Raw genomic sequence first — 16,917 nt, forward strand, 5'->3', positions numbered from 1 at the left:
CTTTCACCGCGCCAGCGTCGTCACCGCGCCAGCGTCGTCACCGCGCCAGCGTCGTCACCGCGCCAGCGTCGTCACCGCGCCAGCGTCGTCACCGCGCCCCTGCCACGGCATCGAGCAGCGCCTCGATCGTGGCGCCGTAATACGTCTCGTAGGTCGTCTTTTCCGCATAGCCGAGGTGCGGTGTGCAGAGCGCGTTGCGCATCATGAGCAAAGGGTGGTTGCGCCCGAGCACCGGTTCGTCTTCGTAGACGTCGACGGCGGCGAAGCCCGGGCGGCCTTGCTCGAGCGCGCGAACCAGCGCGCCGGTTTCGACCAGGCGTGCGCGGCTGGTGTTGACGAAGAGGGCGGTCTTTTTCATGCGACCGAGATCGGCGGCGGTGACGATGCCGCGGGTGGAGTCGTTGAGGGGCAGGTGGATGGTCACGACGTCGGCGCCCTCGAAGAAGGCTTCGCGCGACGGCGCCACGTCGTAGCCGGCTTCGCGCGCCGCGGTGAGGGACTTTTCGCGGCCCCAGGCGAGCACCTTCATGCCGAACGCCTTGCCGACTTGGGCCACCGCGCCGCCGATGCGACCGAGCGCGTAGACGCCGAGGGTGGCCCCGCGAAGACCGGTGCCGACGGTGCTGTGCCAGACGCCTTGTTTCAGGTTCTGAACCTCCTCCGGGATGTGGCGCAGGCTCGCCAGGATCAGCCCCCATGTGAGCTCCACGGTCGCGTACGACGCCCCCGGAAGGGCGGTCACCACCGTGATGCCCTTCTCCGCGCATGCCCCGAGGTCGATGTGGTTCGTGTTGCGGCCCGTCTGCGCGATCCATCGCACGGTGGTGAGCTTTTCGATCACCGCCCGTGAAAAGGAGGAGCGCTGCTGCGTGAGGAGCACGGCGTCGGCGCCGTCGAGGCGCGCGGCGAGCGAGCTGGGGTTCTTCTCCGTGTCGTGGAAGACGACGACCTCGTGAGAACCTTGCACGCGCAAGAACGCTCGGGTCGTGCGGAATACGTCTGCGTAGTCGTCGAGAACCGCGATTTTCATGGTCGTCCTTCTCGCGCCGTGCGCGTGGTTTCAAGCTACGACGGGCGGATGGCTCCGTGCGAACGCATAGAAGCGCGCCTCCGTTCCTTGTAGGCCCCCGGCTGGAACCGCCCAGAGAAAGGTGCGCCGCACCAGAAAGTCGAGCCCGGGTACGATCTGCACGCTTCCTGCGCTCAGGTGCGCTTGAATCGACCAGCGCGAGACGAAGGCAACCCCGAGACCCGCCGCCACCGCGCCCAGGATCGCTTCGGTGCTCGCGAGCTCGAGATCGGTGGGGAGCGGCCTTTTTCGGATGCCCGCCGCGCGAAGCGCCCGGTCGAGGATGGCCCGGGTCCCCGATCCCGGCTCCCGCCAGAGGATCGGCACGTCGGCCAAGTCGCGAAGGCGGCGCACCCGGAACAGAGCCGCGCGGCCGATCACCGGGACCAGCGCGTCGTCCACGTAAGGCTCGAGGTGCACACCGGCCGCACGCGAATGCCCCTCGACGAGCCCCAGCGGGATTCGTCCGCTCTTCACCGCCACGAGCACCTCCTCCGTGTTGCCCACCTCGATTCGAAGCGGGGTGGACGGATACGTCGCGCGAAACTTGGCGAGCACGGGAGGGAGCACGTGCGCGGCAATGGTCGTGCTCGCAGTGAGGGTCAAGGTGCCCAGCGGCTCCTCCCCCTCGCGGATGGAGGCCGACGCTTCCTCCAAGGTTCGCTGCACCCGGCGCGCATAGGTCACCAGGCGCTCTCCGGCGGGGGTGGGCACCACACCGCGCGCCGAGCGTACGAACAGCGGGGTCCCCAGCGTCTCTTCCAGCTTGCGGATCTGCGCGGTCACCGCCGGTTGCGACAGGTGCACGACCTTCGCAGCGGCGGAGATCCGGCCCGCGTCGCACACGGCGAGGAAGGTCGGCAGGAGCGCGGGATCGAGGGGGCTCATCGCGCCATCTTACGATGCGAGCGGCCGAGGTATCAGCGTAGCGGATAGGACATCGCCACAAACGATTGGTCCAGTCGATGGCCCGAGGCGCACCTTTCGCGTATGAGCTACTTACATTCGGCTACCGCGAAGGGCGCGGAGAGACCGGGCCCCGCTCATGCCCTGGTCCCTCTCGGCGTGATCTTCGCCATCTCACCCTGGGCATCCCCAGGGATTTCGCTCGCCCTGGGCGCGGCCATCGGCCTCGCCTGGGGCAATCCGTTCGCCGCCACCACGCGCAAGCTGGCCCATACGCTGCTGCTCGCAGCGGTGGTGGGTCTGGGCGCGTCGATGGACCTTCGCACCGTCGCGCGCGCGGGCCTGCACGGCCTGGGCTACACGGCGGCGGGCATTACCGTAGCGATCGTCGCGGGCATGTTGCTCGCGCGCGCGCTGCAGGTCGATTCGCGCTGCGGTCTCTTGATCTCCGTCGGCACGGCCATCTGCGGGGGGAGCGCCATCGCCGCCGTCGCCCCTGCCCTTCGCGCAAAAGAGCATGAGATCACCGTCTCGCTCGCCACCGTGTTTCTGCTGAACGCGGCGGCCCTCTTCCTTTTTCCCCCCATCGGCCATGCGATGCACCTCGACCAGGACCAGTTCGGCCTGTGGTCGGCCCTGGCCATCCATGACACGAGCTCCGTGGTCGGGGCCTCGATGGCCTACGGTCCCGAGGCGCTGGCCGTGGCCACCACCATCAAGCTGACCCGCGCGCTCTGGATCGTGCCCATCGCGCTGCTCGTCGCCCATGTCGTCGCGCGCCGCAGCGCGCTCTCACGGCAAAACACCGGTGCGAGCGCCGTCACGGCGCCCAAGCCTTGGTTCATCGCCGGGTTCCTCGGGCTCTCGGCCCTCGTCACCTTCGTCCCCGCCATCGCGCCGCTCGGTGCCCCCATCGGCCGCGCGGCCAAGCACATCATGCCGGCCATCCTGTTTCTGATCGGTACGGGCCTCTCCCGCCCCGCGCTGCGCGCCATGGGCGTGCGTGCCCTCGTGCAAGGTGTCCTCCTCTGGTTCTTGGTCGCGACGTCGTCCCTCGTCGCCATCACCTCGGGCTGTATTCGATGAATCCGCGCGCTCCCCCCCGGGTTTGAATGCGCTCGCGCTCGCCGGACGATGGAGGCCCCACGTTCGACGAGCTCGACGCGATCGCCACGATGATCCCTCGGGGCGACGGATTGGATACTCCGATACGTCGCCCCGCGGACCGCGAGCCAACGACGATTCATTCGACTCGCAAATGAATCGTAACTACAAAATGGCGACGACCATCCTTTCGAATGGAAACCATTGCGAACGAATGTCTTTTTCAATGAACGCCGATTCGAGCGAACAACGCTGAAGACAAACCGTTTCGAATGAATGCCCCTCTGTTCTTGGCGGGGTCTCAATCGATTGGGGCCCCATTCGTCTTTATCGCACCACCTACGAAGGTCGACTCGCACTCGAGAAATGCCTCGAGTCCGGCCGAGATTCAGGACGGCAATGGCAACTACCAATCTCGCAAGGGAACCCGCACAATCCAGCACCGACATCGCACCGCCGCGGACCCACTCAACCGAGACAGCTTTTGCCCTTCGTACCACGCGGGCGTTCCTGCGCAACAGAAATGTGACGATTGCGTGACGAAACGTTCGTACACGCTAAAAAGAGCCGAAAGGAGGCGCGGGGAAGCGTTCACAAAACAAAAAAGGCCGACTGGCGCGCCGGGCTCGCACGGCACGCATCTTCCGACCTTGATCGTTCCCCCGAGGTTTCGGCTTATTGGCCGCGAACGATCTCGAAATCGTCGATGATCTGCTTATCGACGTTCTTGAACTGGCCGCGGGCCTTGTTCGGATCACCGCCTACGTTGAATGTGATGAAAAGAACGCCGTATTTGGCCTTCTGATTCGAGGCATAGATCGACGCCCACTCTTTCTTGCAGCCGTAAGGAGGCGTGGCAGGGAGGCACCGCTCTTGATCGCGGACGCCGATACCGCCCAACCCCGAGACGAACGCAAACGTACGCCCTGGTGAAACGCACACCTTCTTGGGATCGGAACATGCCGAGTCGACCGTTTGATTGGTCATGCTCGTGAGCGTCTTCGTTCGCTCGTAGGAGTGCTCGTGGCCGGTGGTCACGATCGCGCCTTTTTTGCGGCAGTTCTCGTAGACACCCCAGCCCATCTCGTCGCTCTTGCCACCAATTTGCATGGCCTTTTGATTTTTATGCCAGCCGCAAATTTTCCAAGCGGTCTCCGTGGTGGTGAATTGGTCATCGATGAAGTCGGCGAACTCGCTGTTCTTTCCATTTTCGCCGACGAAGACGAAATGAAGGCCCTTCCAGGTGACGGCGTACTTCTGGTCGTCGAGGTTGTCGTTGTCGAGGACCGCGCCCGCCGCCTTGATATGGGATTTGAAGTAGGGGGTGTATTCGCTCCAGCTCGATGCATCGTGATTACCTACCGAACCAAAGTAAGGAAACGACGCACCGAGCTCCTTGTCTACGATCTGAAAGAATGCATCGGGGTCGCGAGCATAGTCGAAGTCGCCGTTGTGGATGACGGCATCGACCTTCTCGGCCTTGATGAGACTTAGCACGGACTTGAAGGCCGTGCCCTTCCCGCTGTCACCGATGAACGCAACTTTTATCGGAGTGACACCGGTGTCACCGACCGGTCCGTCCCTCCCTCCCAGGAGCGAGTCGCCCTCCTCGAAGGACTCGCCGTCGGCCGCCGGATCCTCCGACGCGCAGGCTGCGACGGCGGTGGCAATGGCACAAAATATCGCAAACAACCATCCGATACGAATCATGTTTGCTCCCTCCAATGCGTCCACGTGATAGTTTCGGGCCGTGGCGCGGGGCGAGTATCACTCACTGGTCTGGTCGTCGCAACGTTCTATTTCGCGACTTTGCGCGTCATGGCTTTAAACCGTGCATTTACACGAATTAAATTTTAATTTCCGACTTAGCCGAGACACCACGCTTTGTCGTCCATGGGTAAGTGCTTTACTGTCTACTCCTCTACGGAGCATTCGCATGTATCAAGCCGGGATTGTGGGCGAGCTCTTGCGCCTTCGGAAATCACGGTCCCCAGGAGGGGATCCGCGCGCGGGCTCGCAGGACGAGCAGGTGGCGCGTCTGCCGTTCTTCGTCGCGCGCAACGTGCTCTTTTTGGGTCTGACGAGCCTCGTCACGGACATCTCGTCCGAAATGGTGAGCACCGTGCTCCCGCTCTACTTGGTTTACAGCCTCGAGCTGTCGCCCTTGGCGTTCGGCGTCGTCGATGGTCTGTATCAAGGTGGTGCGGCCATCGCGCGCATCATCGCCGGCGCCTTCGCCGATCGATGGCGGCGCCACAAGGAGCTGGCGGGGATCGGGTATGCGCTCTCCGCCGTGTGCAAGCTGGGGTTCTTCGCGGCCGGCGCCTCCGCCCCCGCGTTGACCGCGGTGGTCGTGGCCGATCGCACCGGCAAAGGGATCCGCGGGGCCCCGCGCGATGCGCTCCTCTCCTTGAGCGTGCCCCCGTCGGCCCTCGCCACCGCCTTCGGGGTGCACCGCGCGCTGGACACGGCGGGGGCCACCCTCGGCCCGCTCGCCGCCTTTGGCTTGCTCGCGCTCACGCCAGGCCGCTTCGATGTCATCTTCGCATTGAGCTTTTGCGTCGCGACGGTGGGTGTCGCCCTGTTTGCGCTGTTCGTGGATGCCGCGCCCGATCCGGTGCCCGGTCCTGCTTTGGAGCCGGCCCCGCCGGCGCCATCCGAGCCGCACACCGCGCCGTTAGGCGATCCGGACCGGCCGCGCGCGAACCTATGGCAGTGGCGCAGCCCGCAGTTTTGGATGCTGGTGGGATTCAGCGCGATCTTGGGCGCGACCACGTTGAGCGACGGCATCGTCTACCTGGTGCTTCAGCGACGGATGGTCCTCGAAGCGCGCTATCTGCCGCTCCTCTTCGTGGCGGGCTCGCTGGTGTACGCGCTCTTGGCGATCCCTTTTGGGCGCCTGGCGGATCGGGTGGGGCGGTGGCCGGTCTTCCTCGGCGGGCACGTGGCGTCGATCGGGCTCTATGCGCTCTTGTGGGCGGCGCCGCCCGGTCGCGCCGCCATGGTGGGGTGCATCGTTTTGTTCGGGGCCTCGTACGCGGCGACCGATGGGGTGCTCATGGCGGTCGCGAGCCCCATGCTCCCGCGCGCGGTTCGCACGACGGGCCTGGCGGCCATCACCACGGGATCGAGCACGGGCCGCCTGCTCGCATCGATCTCATTCGGCGCGCTCTGGACGAGGTGGGGGCTCGAAGGGGCGCTGGCTTCGTTCGCCGGCGCGCTCCTGGTCGCCGTCACCCTCATCGCCTTTTCATGGTCGCTCGGGGCGCGTTCCGCCCGCAACACGAGAACCCCATCTCCCAAGGAGCTCGCATGAACCGCAGAGTCGCCTTTTTCTCGGTCGTCCTCGCCGCCAGCGTGACGACGGCCGCCGTTTATGTCGTCCGAGCCGCCCGCGCGCGGGGAGCTCCATCGCCGGCCATCGCCATGACCATCGCGGCCAACCACGAGCCGCTCGTCCTCTTTCGAGACCTGGAGGGCAACGAGGGGCACTTCGGCAAAGTTGCCATGGCAACCATCGGCTCGGAGCGCGCCCCGCACCCCGGCGCACGGGCCTCCTCGGAGCTCTCCTGCGTGCGCATCCACTTTGCCGCCGGACGCGGGCTCTGTCTCGAGGCCGACGACGCCGTGCCCGAGACGTCGCACCTTCATATCGTGGGGCCCGATCTGCAACCGCGCGCGTCCTTGTCGTTGAACGGTATCCCGAGCCGCGCGCGCGTGGCACGCGATGGGCGGTATGGCGCGGTGACCCTCTTCGTGGCGGGGCACTCCTACGACGACGCGAACATGTCGACGAAGACGCTGCTGCTCGATATGGCGGCGGGTCGGGTGCTGAGCGACCTCGAGCAGTTCGCGGTCTATCGCGAGGGGCAGCGGTTCGAGTCGCGCGACTTCAACTTTTGGGGCGTGACCTTCACCCGCGACTCCAATCGCTTCTTTGCCACCCTGTCCTCCGGGGGGAAGACGTGGCTGGTGCGCGGCGACGTCGCCGAAAAGCGGGTCGAGACGGTGCGGGAGAACGTGGAGTGTCCGTCGCTTTCGCCGGACGAGAAGCGCATCGTCTTCAAGAAGCGCGTGGGCAGCGGCGGAACGCACCGGCTGCACGCGCTCGAGATCGAGACGTTGCGCGAGCGCGAGCTGGGTGAGGAGCAGCCCATCGACGATCAGGTGGAGTGGCTCGACGACGCGCACATCCTCTACAAGAACGGTCCCCAAATTTTCGCCCTCGACGTGGACGGGACGTCCAAGGCGCAGGTCTTTCTCCCGCGCGCGTCCTCGCCGGCCGTGGTGCGGCCTTCGCGCTAGAGGCGACCTTGAACGGCGTGGCGATACCTGCTTTGGAGCGAGGGGATGCGCGGGCCTCGGGGCGATGGGGCTCGCGGGCGCTGGTGGCTGCGACGGCGGCGTTGGCGCACGCGAGCGCCCTCGGCGGTGGCTGGATTTGGCTCGATCATGCGCACATCGGCGAGCGCTATGCGATCGCGGAGCCAACGGGGTGGCTCGGTCTCTTCACGCGGGGGTTCGCGGGCACCGGCTATTACCGGCCGCTGATGGCGCTCGCGCTCTCGATCGATGCGCTGGTGGGGCGCGCCTGGTTTTACCACGCGGTGAATGTGGCGTGGCACGCGGTGGCCTCCGTGTTGGTCGCCGCGGTGGCCGAGGGCCTGGTGAAGAGCGCGCACGCGCGGCGTGCGGCGTGGCTCGGGGGCAGCTTGTTCGCGGTGCACCCGCTGGCTTCGTTGGTCGCGTCGGGCATCGCGTTTCGTTCGGAGGCGATGATGGCGGTCGCGTTGCTCGGGCTGTGCCTTGCGCATCGCGAGGGCAAGGCCGTGCTCGCGGGGGGTTTGCTCTTCGCGGGGGCGCTGATCAAGGAGACGGCGCTCGTCTTGGGACCATTGTACGTGCTGGCGTTCGAGCTTACGGCGCCGCGGCGGGGGGCGCGCGGTGAGAGCGCGGCGCGGCGTAGGTTGCTCGCGTGGGAGGCGGGGGCCTTGGCGTGTGCCGTCGGGCTGCGATTGGCGTATGCGCCACCTTGGCGGGCGTTGCATGCGGAGATGCCTTTGGGTGCGGCCCTCGGCACCCGCTTTGGGCTGGTGGGAAAGAGCGTCTTGGCGCTGGTGTTTCCGCTCAATCGGAGCATCTGCGATGCGTTCCCCGTTCTTTCTTTGTCGAGCGCGCGTTCGCTGGCGGGGGTGGTTTTGGTCGCCGGGATCGGGGTGCTCGCCTTCTACCGGCGGGGTCCTGCGCTGCTCTTTGCGCTGTCCTTGTTGCCGTCGCTGAACCTGGCGCCGCTCAGTCGATGGTGGTCACCGCACTACCTGTATCTTCCGCTCGCGTTCGCGGCGATGCTCGCGGCGGAGGGCGTGTTCCGCGTTTGGCCGCGCGCCACGGCACGTTCGCTGGCCGCGGTGGCGCCTACGGGGACAGTGGCCGTGGTGGCATGTCTGGGGCTGCTCACGGCGCGCGACGATCGTCGGTTCGCGAGCGACGAGACCTTGTGGTCCCGCGAGGTCGCCGCGTGCGACGCGTGCCTCGAAGGGCACTTCTACCTGGGCGAGGTCCGCCGGGCCGCGGGGCGCTGGGAGCAAGCTGCAAAACACTACGAAGCGGCGCTTCGGCCGCGGCCCGGCTGGCTCGCCTACGTCGATCGCGGCGCGGCGCTTCAGAACCTGGGAACCGTGCGCCTGGAGCTCGGCCATCTCGATGCGTCCGCCGCCGCCTTCCGCGAGGCGCTCACCGAAGCGCGCGACGAGCGCACCCAGCGCACCCTCCGTCACGATCTCGCCACCGTGGCCATGCGCAGCGGCGACGCGGCAGAAGCCGTCCGCCTCCTCGAGCCCGAGCTGGCCCGCGCCGATGCCTTTCCCGAATCCGTCTTTCTTTGCGCCAAAGCGCTCCACACGCTGGGCCGGGACGATGCGTCGCGGGTGCTCTTGGCGCGCCTTCGAAACGTAGCGCGGGCCGATGCGCCCACCAATACGACGCAAGCCACTGTGCCTACGGATTGAACACTTCGCTCGGCGGCGGTGGCTTTGGCTTCGGCTTTTCGGCGGGGCGTGCGGGCTTGGGGGGGGAGCCGGAGGCGGCGGTGCGTTTGGGTTCGGATTTGGCGGTGGGCTTCGATTCGCCTTTGGGGTCGGATTTGGGCTCGGCGCGGTCGGATTTGTCGGGGCGGGGTTTGGTGCCTTTGGCGGTGCGCTCGTTGGCCGGCTCGGGGGGGCCGCCGTCGGTGGTGATGGCGCGTTGGAGATCGGCGACGAAGTCTTCGGCGCCGCGGGCGCCGTTGCGGGCTTCGCGGGAGATGCCGTCGAGCGCGGAGTAGGAGGCGAGCATTTCTTGTTGCACGTCCATGCCGACCCGGCCGCCGCGACGGCCGAAGTCTTCGCGGATGTGGGGCTCGAGCTCGCGGCCTGCCTTGTTCAAGCCGTCGACCTTGGGCGGGATGACCCGTAGGTTTTTTGCCCGCTGGGACTCGGCGTGGGCGCAAATTTCGATGGCTCGGAAGAGCTCGCGCGTGGTGTCGTCGACGCTCTCGGCGTTGCCGGCGGTGAGGTGGGCGTCGTCGCTGGTGACCTCGAGGCGGATGGGGCCCACGTCGCGCGCCACCAGGTTGACCCGCTCGTGGGTGGCTTGAACGATGGAGACGTCGGCGGCGTCGGGGTTGAGCTTGAGCGCGTCGACCAGGCCGCGGCAGGCGGCTTTTCGGTCGTCGTTCCAGCCGGTGGCGGCCACTTGAAGATCGTGCACCTCTTTGAAGTAGGCGTCGTAGCGCGCCTCCCCCGTCTCCACGAGCTCGCCCGCCTTCACCTTCGACGGACCGCCGAGGAGGTTGCAGCCGGCCATGCCGGCCGATCCCGTGAGGAAGCAGGCGAACAATCCGGCGCGAACGAGGGGTCGAACGCGCATTTTCCAAGGCAGACGAGGCATGTTTCTTCTCTCGAGCTCTACGGGCGCGGGCACGAAATGGAGCTCGCCATGAGCTCGAACCCTTTGCCCTCGGCAACCAAATACGCGACCGCACCGCGTCCGTCGGGCAGCACCGCCGCTTGTCCTTGCCCGGCGTTTGCGGATTCGCTCGATACCACGAAGGCCGCGCCTTGCGGGCGGCCGTCGGCGTCGAGGGTGAGGGCGCGAACTTGATGGCTCGAGACGGGTCCTTCGGTCCACACCACCAGGAATCGTCCGCCGCCGAGCGCGGTCACGCTCGGAGACATGTAAGGTGCACCCAATCCACCGGGCGGCACCTCGAACGTCTTGGCCGGCTCCGGCGCTTGGCCGATGCGCGATCGCTGGAAGCGAAGGGCCCATGGCTCGTCGGCCGTCGCGCGGTCGGCCCATAGAACGAAGACGGCGTCGCCGCTGGCCGCGATGGATGGTGAGCCGACTTGCGCGCCGAGGCCCTTGGTCTCCGAGAGCTCGCCCGAGGTCTTGAAGCCGGTGGCCGCCGTGCCTGCGATCGTTCCGGTCCAGATGGCGCCGGAGCGGCGGAAGGTGATGGCGTAGCCGCGTCCCTCGCCGTCGAGGGGAACGGCGCGCAGCGCTTCGACCGGAGCATCGCCCGGGAGCGACCAGAGCGCGCTCGATTTGTCCGAGCTGCGCGCGGCCCACACGAGATGGCCCGATGCGGTGCCAAAGTCGATGGGCGAAGGGCCGGCGCTGGTGCGGCGACCTTCGAGAGGGTCGCCTTTGCGATCGACGGCGACCACGTACGAGGGCGCTTTTGCGTCGGCCGCGCCGGCCGGAGCAGCGGGGATGGGCGTTACGCGGCGGACCAGATCGGGCGCCTTGCTGGTGTGCTCGGACACCACCGCCAAGGTGTTCGGATCGAGCACCATGGAGATCGCTTCTTTTGGCCCGCTCGCAAAGCCCAGCGCGATGCCTTGCGCGGCCGTCGCCACCTCGACGCCGCTCGCAACGACCACCTGCGGCGCGATCGATTTGGAGCGCCCCACCGCTCCGCACGGGGGCGGGGGCGTTACCACCGCCGCGCCGGCCGCGCCCGTCGTCTTTGGATCGGCGGCCGCGGCTGCGGAGCTTTGCGCAGCTTCGGGCGCGGTGCTTCCCTTGTCCTTTACGTCCTTCGCCTCTTTTGCGTCTTTCGCGGCCGTGGGCGCGGCGGGCGCGGTCAGCGCTTTGACGCCTGCGCCCGCGCCGATGGCCAGGACGAGCACGCCCAAGCCAAAGAGCAGCGGGAAGAACAGGCGCGGCTTTCCCTCCTGCGCCCGATAGAGCGCGGGAAAGCGATCGAAGACGGGCTTCAGCCAAGGAAACGGTGCCTCGCGCGCGGCGTCGAGCGAGACATCGCCACCGCGGTAGCCGGAGAGATCCGGCTCCGCCGCCGGGCGCGCGCTCGTGCGCGGGGAGTACATGGGCATGGGCGCCGTGCGGCCCGATTGCGACGCGGAAATGCGGCGCTCGGAGCCCGCGGCGGCCGGCGCCGAGCCGGCGAGCCCTCCGCTGGTTCGCTTGGGCGGGTGGCTCGCGGCGCGCTCGCCGGCCGCGGGTCCGCCACTCGCGACGGACGACCGATACTCCGCCGGAGCTCCGCCGCCCGCGGCGGAGGAGCGATACTCCGGAGGGCGCGAGGGCGAAAGGGCCCGCACCATCGGCCCATCGTCGGTTTGCTCCACGAGCATGGAGCCACTGAGCTCCTCGACGCCGTCCTCGCGGATCCGCGGGAGCGGGGGGCTCTTGGGGATGGCAGGGCCGATTTCGACGGCGCCCTCGCCCCAGGGCGGCGGGCGCGTGACGGCATTTTTCCCGGCTTGCGCGCCCGGCGCAGGCACCACGATGGGCGGCGCGCTCGCGCGGTCGCGCTCGCGATCGGAGGCGCGGCGCGCGGCATCTTCGCCGTCCGAAGGGGCGCCGCCGAACTGAATCAGCGTTTGCCGTTTGGGCTTCGAGCTGCCCTTCGACGAAGGCGGCTTGGCCTCCTTGGCGGCCTTCTCCGCCGCGGCTTTCTCCGCCGCGGCCTTGGCCTTGGCCGCCCGCGGATCCTGAATCACCGGGACGCCGACCACCGTGCGCACGCCATCGTTCGGCGGCGGAATGGGCTCGGCGCGCGCCATCTTCTCGCTGGGCCGCGGATCGGCGGCCGGGGCCACGGCTTGCAGCGTGACCGACGTGTTGGCCTCCGGCTCGATGACCATCGGCTCCGGGCGCCCGGTCCCCGAATCGCTCCCGCTACCGGTGGAGCGCGGCCCCCGCTCGCGCGCCGCCGGGCTCGATTTCGTGGCCGCTTCCACCGCGCGCTTCAATTGCTCGGAGCCCGATGGCGGCGGCGCGCTGGTGCCCGCCGGGCGCGTTCGGGATGCGGGGCTCGGAAATGTATCGCGCGACGAAAGCGTATCGCGAACCGCCGCACCCGACCCCGACTTGGAAGCCTGCGGCCCCGCCGCACCCGCGGCACCCGACGTGACCGGCGCGCCCGACGTGACCGATGCCCCCGCCGTGACCGGCGCCATGCCAAGCACGGTCCTCTTCGGCCCTTGCGCTTCGGAGCCGGAGACGACGGTCGGCCAGGGTGTGCCCGAGCGCCCGGATGGAGCCGACGGCCGACCCTTGGGGGCCTGCGCGTTCACTCGATCGCTGGTGCGCTCGGGGTAAGGCAACGGGGTGGTCTTCGTTCCCATGGTGTTCGTCGGGCTCTTGGAGGGAGAAGGAGCGTGGGCGGGCGAAACGGACGAGGCGGAGGACGCGGACGAGGCAGACGGGCTGGACGCGTTGGGCGAAGCGACGGCCGGGCCCGAGGGTGGAAGCTTGGTCGTGGCGGGGGTGTACCGAGGGGGAGGCGGGGGTTCGACCGGGGTTCCACCCGCATCCGGTGCGCGGGTTTCTGCGTGGAACGCTGGGCGTGGTGAGGAGCGTCCCTCCCCGCGACCTTCGAAATCGCTCTGGGCAGCGACCACGAACAACGGCGGGGGTGGGATGTTCGGCACGATACCATTGACCGCCGCCAGCGCACTTGTCTGCAATTCCGGGACGTCGTAGGCAGGCCTCCACTCTTTCCACCCCTGTCGCCACACGGGGGCATTGGGTGCGATGATCCCGTTCGCGAGGGCGGCGCGCAGTTCGTCGGTGCGGACCAGTCGCTGCTGCCCGCGCGGATCCGCCCACCGCCACTCGATGTCACCGCTCACACGACGTCTCCCCTGCACGCACTCCGCTCAATCGTTCAATTATAGCGCGAGCTGCTCCCCGACGTGAGTTTGTCTCACGCGCGGGCGAGAACGACGGCGTGCACGCTGTAGGCTCCGGCCTCACGCGCAGCAAAGGTTGCGGCCGCAAGAGTTGCGCCTGTCGTCGTGACATCGTCCACGAGGAGAACCCTCGCGCCCTCGAGCGCGCGCGACGTGTGTGGCCCGTGCCCTCCACGCGATCCGCGTGGAACGAAGGCCCCCCGAACATTGCGCGCGCGCGGGTCCTTGCGCAGCGATGCTTGCACCTCTGTCTCCACCACGCGCTCCAGCGCGCACGGTAAAAATGCGGCAGAAAGATGCCGCGCGAGCGGACGCGCAAGGAGCGCCGCTTGATTGAACCCGCGCGTGACGAGCCGCGCACGATGAAGTGGAACGGGGACCACCGCGTCGATTTGCAACGGACGAAGCGCGGGCAGCGCGCGCAGAAGCAAGTGCGCCAGAGGACGTGCCAGATCGGCGCGGCCCTCATACTTGAAACGACGGAGCGCCTCCGCGATGGCACCCCCGTAACGAAATGGGGCGTATGTGAACGAAGAAGAAACACTGGCAGCCGAATCTTCTAGGACGGTACACGCACACGCTCGGCAAAATACCGTTCGGAACGAAACGCGCGCATCGCACGCGGCGCATCGGTCGGGGGACGCGAGCACACCGAGAACATCGAGGGCATCGAGCGCGAGCAACGGAATCGGCATCATGCTTTCCATCGGCCGGCCCGGCGCCCCGATTGCGCCATTTCACGGAGCTTCGTCGGCGCCGTCGGAGCGTTCTTCGCGCGTGAGGGCGAAGAGGACGTGGTCCTCCCAGTTGCCGGCGATTTTCAAGTAGCGCACGGCGTAGCCTTCGCGGCGGAAGCCGCATTTTTCGAGCACCCGCATGCTGCCCGGGTTTCGCGGCATGACGGCCGCTTGCACGCGGTGCAGGCCGAGCGGCCCAAATGCGAAATCGACGACGGCGTCCACGGCTTCGCTCATCAGCCCGCGACCTTGCAGCCCGCGATCCATCCAGTAGCCCAGGTACGCGTTCTGAAAGACACGGCGAGCGATGTTCGACAGCGCGATGCGGCCGATGATCCGCGGCGTCTCTTCCTGCGCCGGGAAGACGAAGAAGGCGCAGTTGGTCCCCAGCTTCCACAAAGTTCGATCGCGCGCGATCTCGTTGGCGGCGCTGGTGAGCGTGGGGTGCGTCTGCCCGGCTGGAGGCGCGGGGCTCCAGGGGCGCAAATAATCCTGGTTGCGGCGGGAGGCGCGCAGGAGCGCGGAGACGTCGGAGTCGCGGCCGACGCGCAACACGAGGCGCGACGTCCGAAGGATCGTCCCGATGGGCGGGGGCGGTACACGGTCGGGGTGGGAGCGCATCGCGTGCTCCTTTCTCATAGAAGCTGCACCGGGTCGATGTCGATCGCCGTGCGGACCCCTCGGGCGACCTGCCCCCGCGCGCGCTCCACCGCCAGCAAGGTGCGCCGGAGCATGGCGCGATCGCTCGAGCGCAGCATGATGCGAAAGCGGAAGCGCTGTCGCAGCCGCGCCAGCGGGGCCGCCGCCGGTCCCAAGACCTGCACGCGCGCGTCCGCCTCGCCCCCCGCAGCCTCGGCCGCCTGGCGCGCGACCTCGGCGAGCAAGGTGCACGCGTCGCGCGCGACCGACTCCTCCGGGTGATCGACGCGGACGAGCGCCACCCGCGAATACGGCGGGTAGCCGACCTCGCGGCGGTCGGCGAGCTCGCGCTCGATGAACGCGTTCACGTCGTGCCGGAGCGCGTGCACGATGGCGGGATGATCCGGCGTGTACGTCTGGATCAAGACGCGGCCGGGGGCGTCGCCGCGGCCCGCGCGCCCGGCGACCTGCACCAAGAGATGGAACGCGCGCTCGGCCGCGCGAAAATCGGGGAGCGAGAGCGCGGCGTCGGCGTTGATGACGCCCACCAAGGTCACGTGCGGCAGGTCGTGCCCCTTGGTGACCATTTGCGTGCCGACCAGGATGTCGATCTCCCGCGCGCGCATGCGACCGAGCACGGTGTCGACGGTGCGGCCGGTGGCCACGTCGCGATCCAAGCGCGCGACCCTGGCCTCCGGAAAGGCGGCCGACAACGTCTCCTCCAGCTTTTCGGTGCCGAGGCCCTCCAGCGCCAGCGACGGGCTCTGGCACTTTGCGCAGCGCTCCGGGAACGGCGTTTCGTAATCGCAATAGTGGCAGCGCAGTCGCTCGCCGTGCCGCTTGTGAAAGGTGAGGGCCACCGAGCACGAGGGACAGGCGCAGAGCTCTCCGCACGCTTCGCAGCGCACGGCGGGGGAAAATCCGCGGCGGTTGAGGAAGAGGATCGCCTGCGCGCGCGCGGCGAGCGTGGCCTCGAGCGCGCGGTGGAGCGGGAGGCTGATGCGCTTGTCGCCGGTGGGGCCCGGGCCCATGCGCCGCAGATCGACGATCTCGACGGCCGGCATGGCTTGAGCGCGGGCGCGATCGGGGAGCACCAGCTTCTTCGCCTTGCCCGTGCGGCATAGGTGCTCCGTCTCGAGCGAGGGGGTCGCGCTCCCCAAGATGCACACCGCGGAGGCGCGGTGGGCGCGCAGAATGGCCATGTCGCGCGCGTGGTAGCGGATGCCCTCCTCCTGCTTGAACGAAGGGTCGTGCTCCTCGTCCACCACGATGAGCCCCAGATCGCGAACGGGCGCGAAGAGGGCGCTGCGCGCGCCGATGGCCACATCGAGCTCGCCCGCGCGAAGGCGCTTCCACATGGCCAGGCGCTCGCGCGGCAAGAGCCCCGAGTGCAGCACCGCCACGTCGTCGCCGAAGCGCGCGCGAAACCGCGCTACGAGCTGCGGCGTGAGCGCGATCTCCGGCACCAGCACGATGGACCCGCGTCGCTGGGCGCGCGCGGCCACGATGGCGCGCAGATACACCTCCGTCTTTCCGGAGCCCGTCACGCCGTGGAGCGAAAACGTGGTCGCCGCTTTGGCCGCGAGCGACGCGGCGATGGCCTCGGTGGCCGCCGCTTGCGGCGCCGTGAGCTCGGGCGGAACGTCGCGCGGCGCGGGCGAGGCGAAGAACGAGTCGGCCGCCACCTCGCGCGTGCTCGTGGTCACCAGCCCGAGCGAGGCGAGCTTCTTCACGGCGGCGCGCGCGCTCTTCCACCGCTCCTCGAGGCGCGTCAGAGGGGTCTCGCCGATGGCGCGCACGTGCGCGAGGATCGCCGCCGCCTGGCCGCCGAGCGCCTTGGCCTCCACCGAGTCCGTCGCGATCACCGTCTGCACCTTGCGCGCGGAGATGCCCTTCTTCGTCTCGAAGAGCGAGTCCTCCAGCGCGCGCGCCACCGCCCGCTCGATGGGCGGCAGCGCCAGGCGCATCACCTCACCGATGGGCGCGAGGTAGTACGCCGATAGATCGCGCAAGAACGCGAGCAGCTCCTCGGGGAGGGCGGGGCTCAGCGAAGGCTCGTCGTCCAGAAGGTCGAGCAGCGGCTTGACCTTGGGCGGCGGGTCCCCCTCGCCTTTTGCCACCACCACCCCCACCAGCCGGCGCGATCCCAAGGAGCAGAGCACCCGCGATCCCAAGGCGACGCGCGCGGCCAGCCGCGCCGGAATGGCGTAGCTGTAAGGGTGCGGCATGGGCACCGGCAGCGCGACGTGGGCCAGGAGCATGC

Annotated in this window: 12 protein-coding genes; 4 read left to right on the forward strand and 8 right to left on the reverse strand. The window is 68.4% G+C overall.

The genetic code is table 11. From position 1 onward, the window contains the following. Nucleotides 1–88: 88 nt before the first annotated feature. Both LZC94_40620 and LZC94_40625 read right to left on the reverse strand, forming a co-directional pair. Nucleotides 89–1,030: a D-2-hydroxyacid dehydrogenase family protein gene (locus tag LZC94_40620; protein ID WXB14123.1), complete on the reverse strand. Its 942-nt coding sequence runs from the start codon at nucleotides 1,028–1,030 to the stop codon at nucleotides 89–91. A gap of 30 nt (nucleotides 1,031–1,060) precedes the next feature. Continuing rightward, complete coding sequence (locus tag LZC94_40625) at nucleotides 1,061–1,957, reverse strand: LysR substrate-binding domain-containing protein (GenBank protein WXB14124.1); 897 nt, start codon at nucleotides 1,955–1,957, stop codon at nucleotides 1,061–1,063. A gap of 102 nt (nucleotides 1,958–2,059) precedes the next feature. On the opposite strand from LZC94_40625, the gene LZC94_40630 reads away from it, so the two are divergent. Next, nucleotides 2,060–3,061, forward strand: a complete 1,002-nt coding sequence (locus tag LZC94_40630) for a putative sulfate exporter family transporter (GenBank protein ID WXB14125.1) — start codon at nucleotides 2,060–2,062, stop codon at nucleotides 3,059–3,061. A 693-nt stretch (nucleotides 3,062–3,754) separates the two neighbouring features. Here the strand turns inward: LZC94_40630 and LZC94_40635 are convergent. After that, the gene (locus tag LZC94_40635; GenBank protein WXB14126.1) at nucleotides 3,755–4,789 is read right to left on the reverse strand and encodes a metallophosphoesterase; all 1,035 of its coding nucleotides are present in this window, start codon (nucleotides 4,787–4,789) and stop codon (nucleotides 3,755–3,757) included. Nucleotides 4,790–5,015: 226 nt separating this feature from the next. On the opposite strand from LZC94_40635, the gene LZC94_40640 reads away from it, so the two are divergent. Genes LZC94_40640 through LZC94_40650 form a run of 3 tightly spaced genes read left to right on the forward strand, consistent with a single transcriptional unit; the run spans nucleotide 5,016 to nucleotide 9,087 of the window. Next, nucleotides 5,016–6,395, forward strand: a complete 1,380-nt coding sequence (locus tag LZC94_40640) for an MFS transporter (GenBank protein ID WXB14127.1) — start codon at nucleotides 5,016–5,018, stop codon at nucleotides 6,393–6,395. Continuing rightward, entirely contained in the window at nucleotides 6,392–7,384 is a 993-nt protein-coding gene (locus tag LZC94_40645) for a hypothetical protein (protein ID WXB14128.1), read from the forward strand. Before LZC94_40640 ends, LZC94_40645 begins: the two co-directional genes overlap by 4 nt. 17 nt (nucleotides 7,385–7,401) lie before the next feature. After that, complete coding sequence (locus LZC94_40650) at nucleotides 7,402–9,087, forward strand: hypothetical protein (GenBank protein ID WXB14129.1); 1,686 nt, start codon at nucleotides 7,402–7,404, stop codon at nucleotides 9,085–9,087. Here LZC94_40650 and LZC94_40655 read toward each other — a convergent pair. The 5 genes from LZC94_40655 to priA all read right to left on the reverse strand — a co-directional run bounded on the left by LZC94_40655 (nucleotide 9,077) and on the right by priA (nucleotide 16,915). Next, nucleotides 9,077–9,985, reverse strand: a complete 909-nt coding sequence (locus LZC94_40655; GenBank protein ID WXB14130.1) for a hypothetical protein — start codon at nucleotides 9,983–9,985, stop codon at nucleotides 9,077–9,079. The two genes, LZC94_40650 and LZC94_40655, sit on opposite strands and share 11 nt — an antisense overlap. A 38-nt stretch (nucleotides 9,986–10,023) precedes the next feature. After that, entirely contained in the window at nucleotides 10,024–12,711 is a 2,688-nt protein-coding gene (locus LZC94_40660) for a hypothetical protein (GenBank protein WXB14131.1), read from the reverse strand. Nucleotides 12,712–13,292: 581 nt separating this feature from the next. Further along, nucleotides 13,293–13,976 carry a ComF family protein gene (locus tag LZC94_40665; GenBank protein ID WXB14132.1) on the reverse strand — a complete coding sequence of 228 codons (684 nt, stop codon included), beginning with the start codon at nucleotides 13,974–13,976 and terminating at the stop codon, nucleotides 13,293–13,295. A 39-nt stretch (nucleotides 13,977–14,015) separates the two neighbouring features. Next, nucleotides 14,016–14,636, reverse strand: coding sequence for a GNAT family N-acetyltransferase (locus LZC94_40670; protein WXB14133.1), 621 nt, complete (start codon nucleotides 14,634–14,636; stop codon nucleotides 14,016–14,018). Between the two features lie 14 nt (nucleotides 14,637–14,650). After that, nucleotides 14,651–16,915 (reverse strand): primosomal protein N', encoded by a 2,265-nt coding sequence (gene priA / locus LZC94_40675; GenBank protein WXB14134.1) that lies wholly within the window; start codon nucleotides 16,913–16,915, stop codon nucleotides 14,651–14,653. Nucleotides 16,916–16,917: the final 2 nt, after the last annotated feature.

Source organism: Sorangiineae bacterium MSr11954, assembly GCA_037157815.1.
In the GTDB taxonomy this organism is placed as follows: Bacteria; Myxococcota_A; Polyangia; order Polyangiales; family Polyangiaceae; genus Pendulispora; species Pendulispora albinea.

Excerpts from the sequence above, each read along its gene's own strand:
- LZC94_40620 (WXB14123.1), bottom strand. The coding sequence starts at position 1,030 with ATGAAAATCGCGGTTCTCGACGACTACGCAGACGTATTCCGCACGACC.
- LZC94_40625 (WXB14124.1), bottom strand. The coding sequence starts at position 1,957 with ATGAGCCCCCTCGATCCCGCGCTCCTGCCGACCTTCCTCGCCGTGTGC.
- LZC94_40630 (WXB14125.1), top strand. The coding sequence starts at position 2,060 with ATGAGCTACTTACATTCGGCTACCGCGAAGGGCGCGGAGAGACCGGGC.
- LZC94_40635 (WXB14126.1), bottom strand. The coding sequence starts at position 4,789 with ATGATTCGTATCGGATGGTTGTTTGCGATATTTTGTGCCATTGCCACC.
- LZC94_40640 (WXB14127.1), top strand. The coding sequence starts at position 5,016 with ATGTATCAAGCCGGGATTGTGGGCGAGCTCTTGCGCCTTCGGAAATCA.
- LZC94_40645 (WXB14128.1), top strand. The coding sequence starts at position 6,392 with ATGAACCGCAGAGTCGCCTTTTTCTCGGTCGTCCTCGCCGCCAGCGTG.
- LZC94_40655 (WXB14130.1), bottom strand. The coding sequence starts at position 9,985 with ATGCGCGTTCGACCCCTCGTTCGCGCCGGATTGTTCGCCTGCTTCCTC.
- LZC94_40660 (WXB14131.1), bottom strand. The coding sequence starts at position 12,711 with ATGGGAACGAAGACCACCCCGTTGCCTTACCCCGAGCGCACCAGCGAT.
- LZC94_40665 (WXB14132.1), bottom strand. The coding sequence starts at position 13,976 with ATGATGCCGATTCCGTTGCTCGCGCTCGATGCCCTCGATGTTCTCGGT.
- LZC94_40670 (WXB14133.1), bottom strand. The coding sequence starts at position 14,636 with ATGCGCTCCCACCCCGACCGTGTACCGCCCCCGCCCATCGGGACGATC.
- priA (WXB14134.1), bottom strand. The coding sequence starts at position 16,915 with ATGCTCCTGGCCCACGTCGCGCTGCCGGTGCCCATGCCGCACCCTTAC.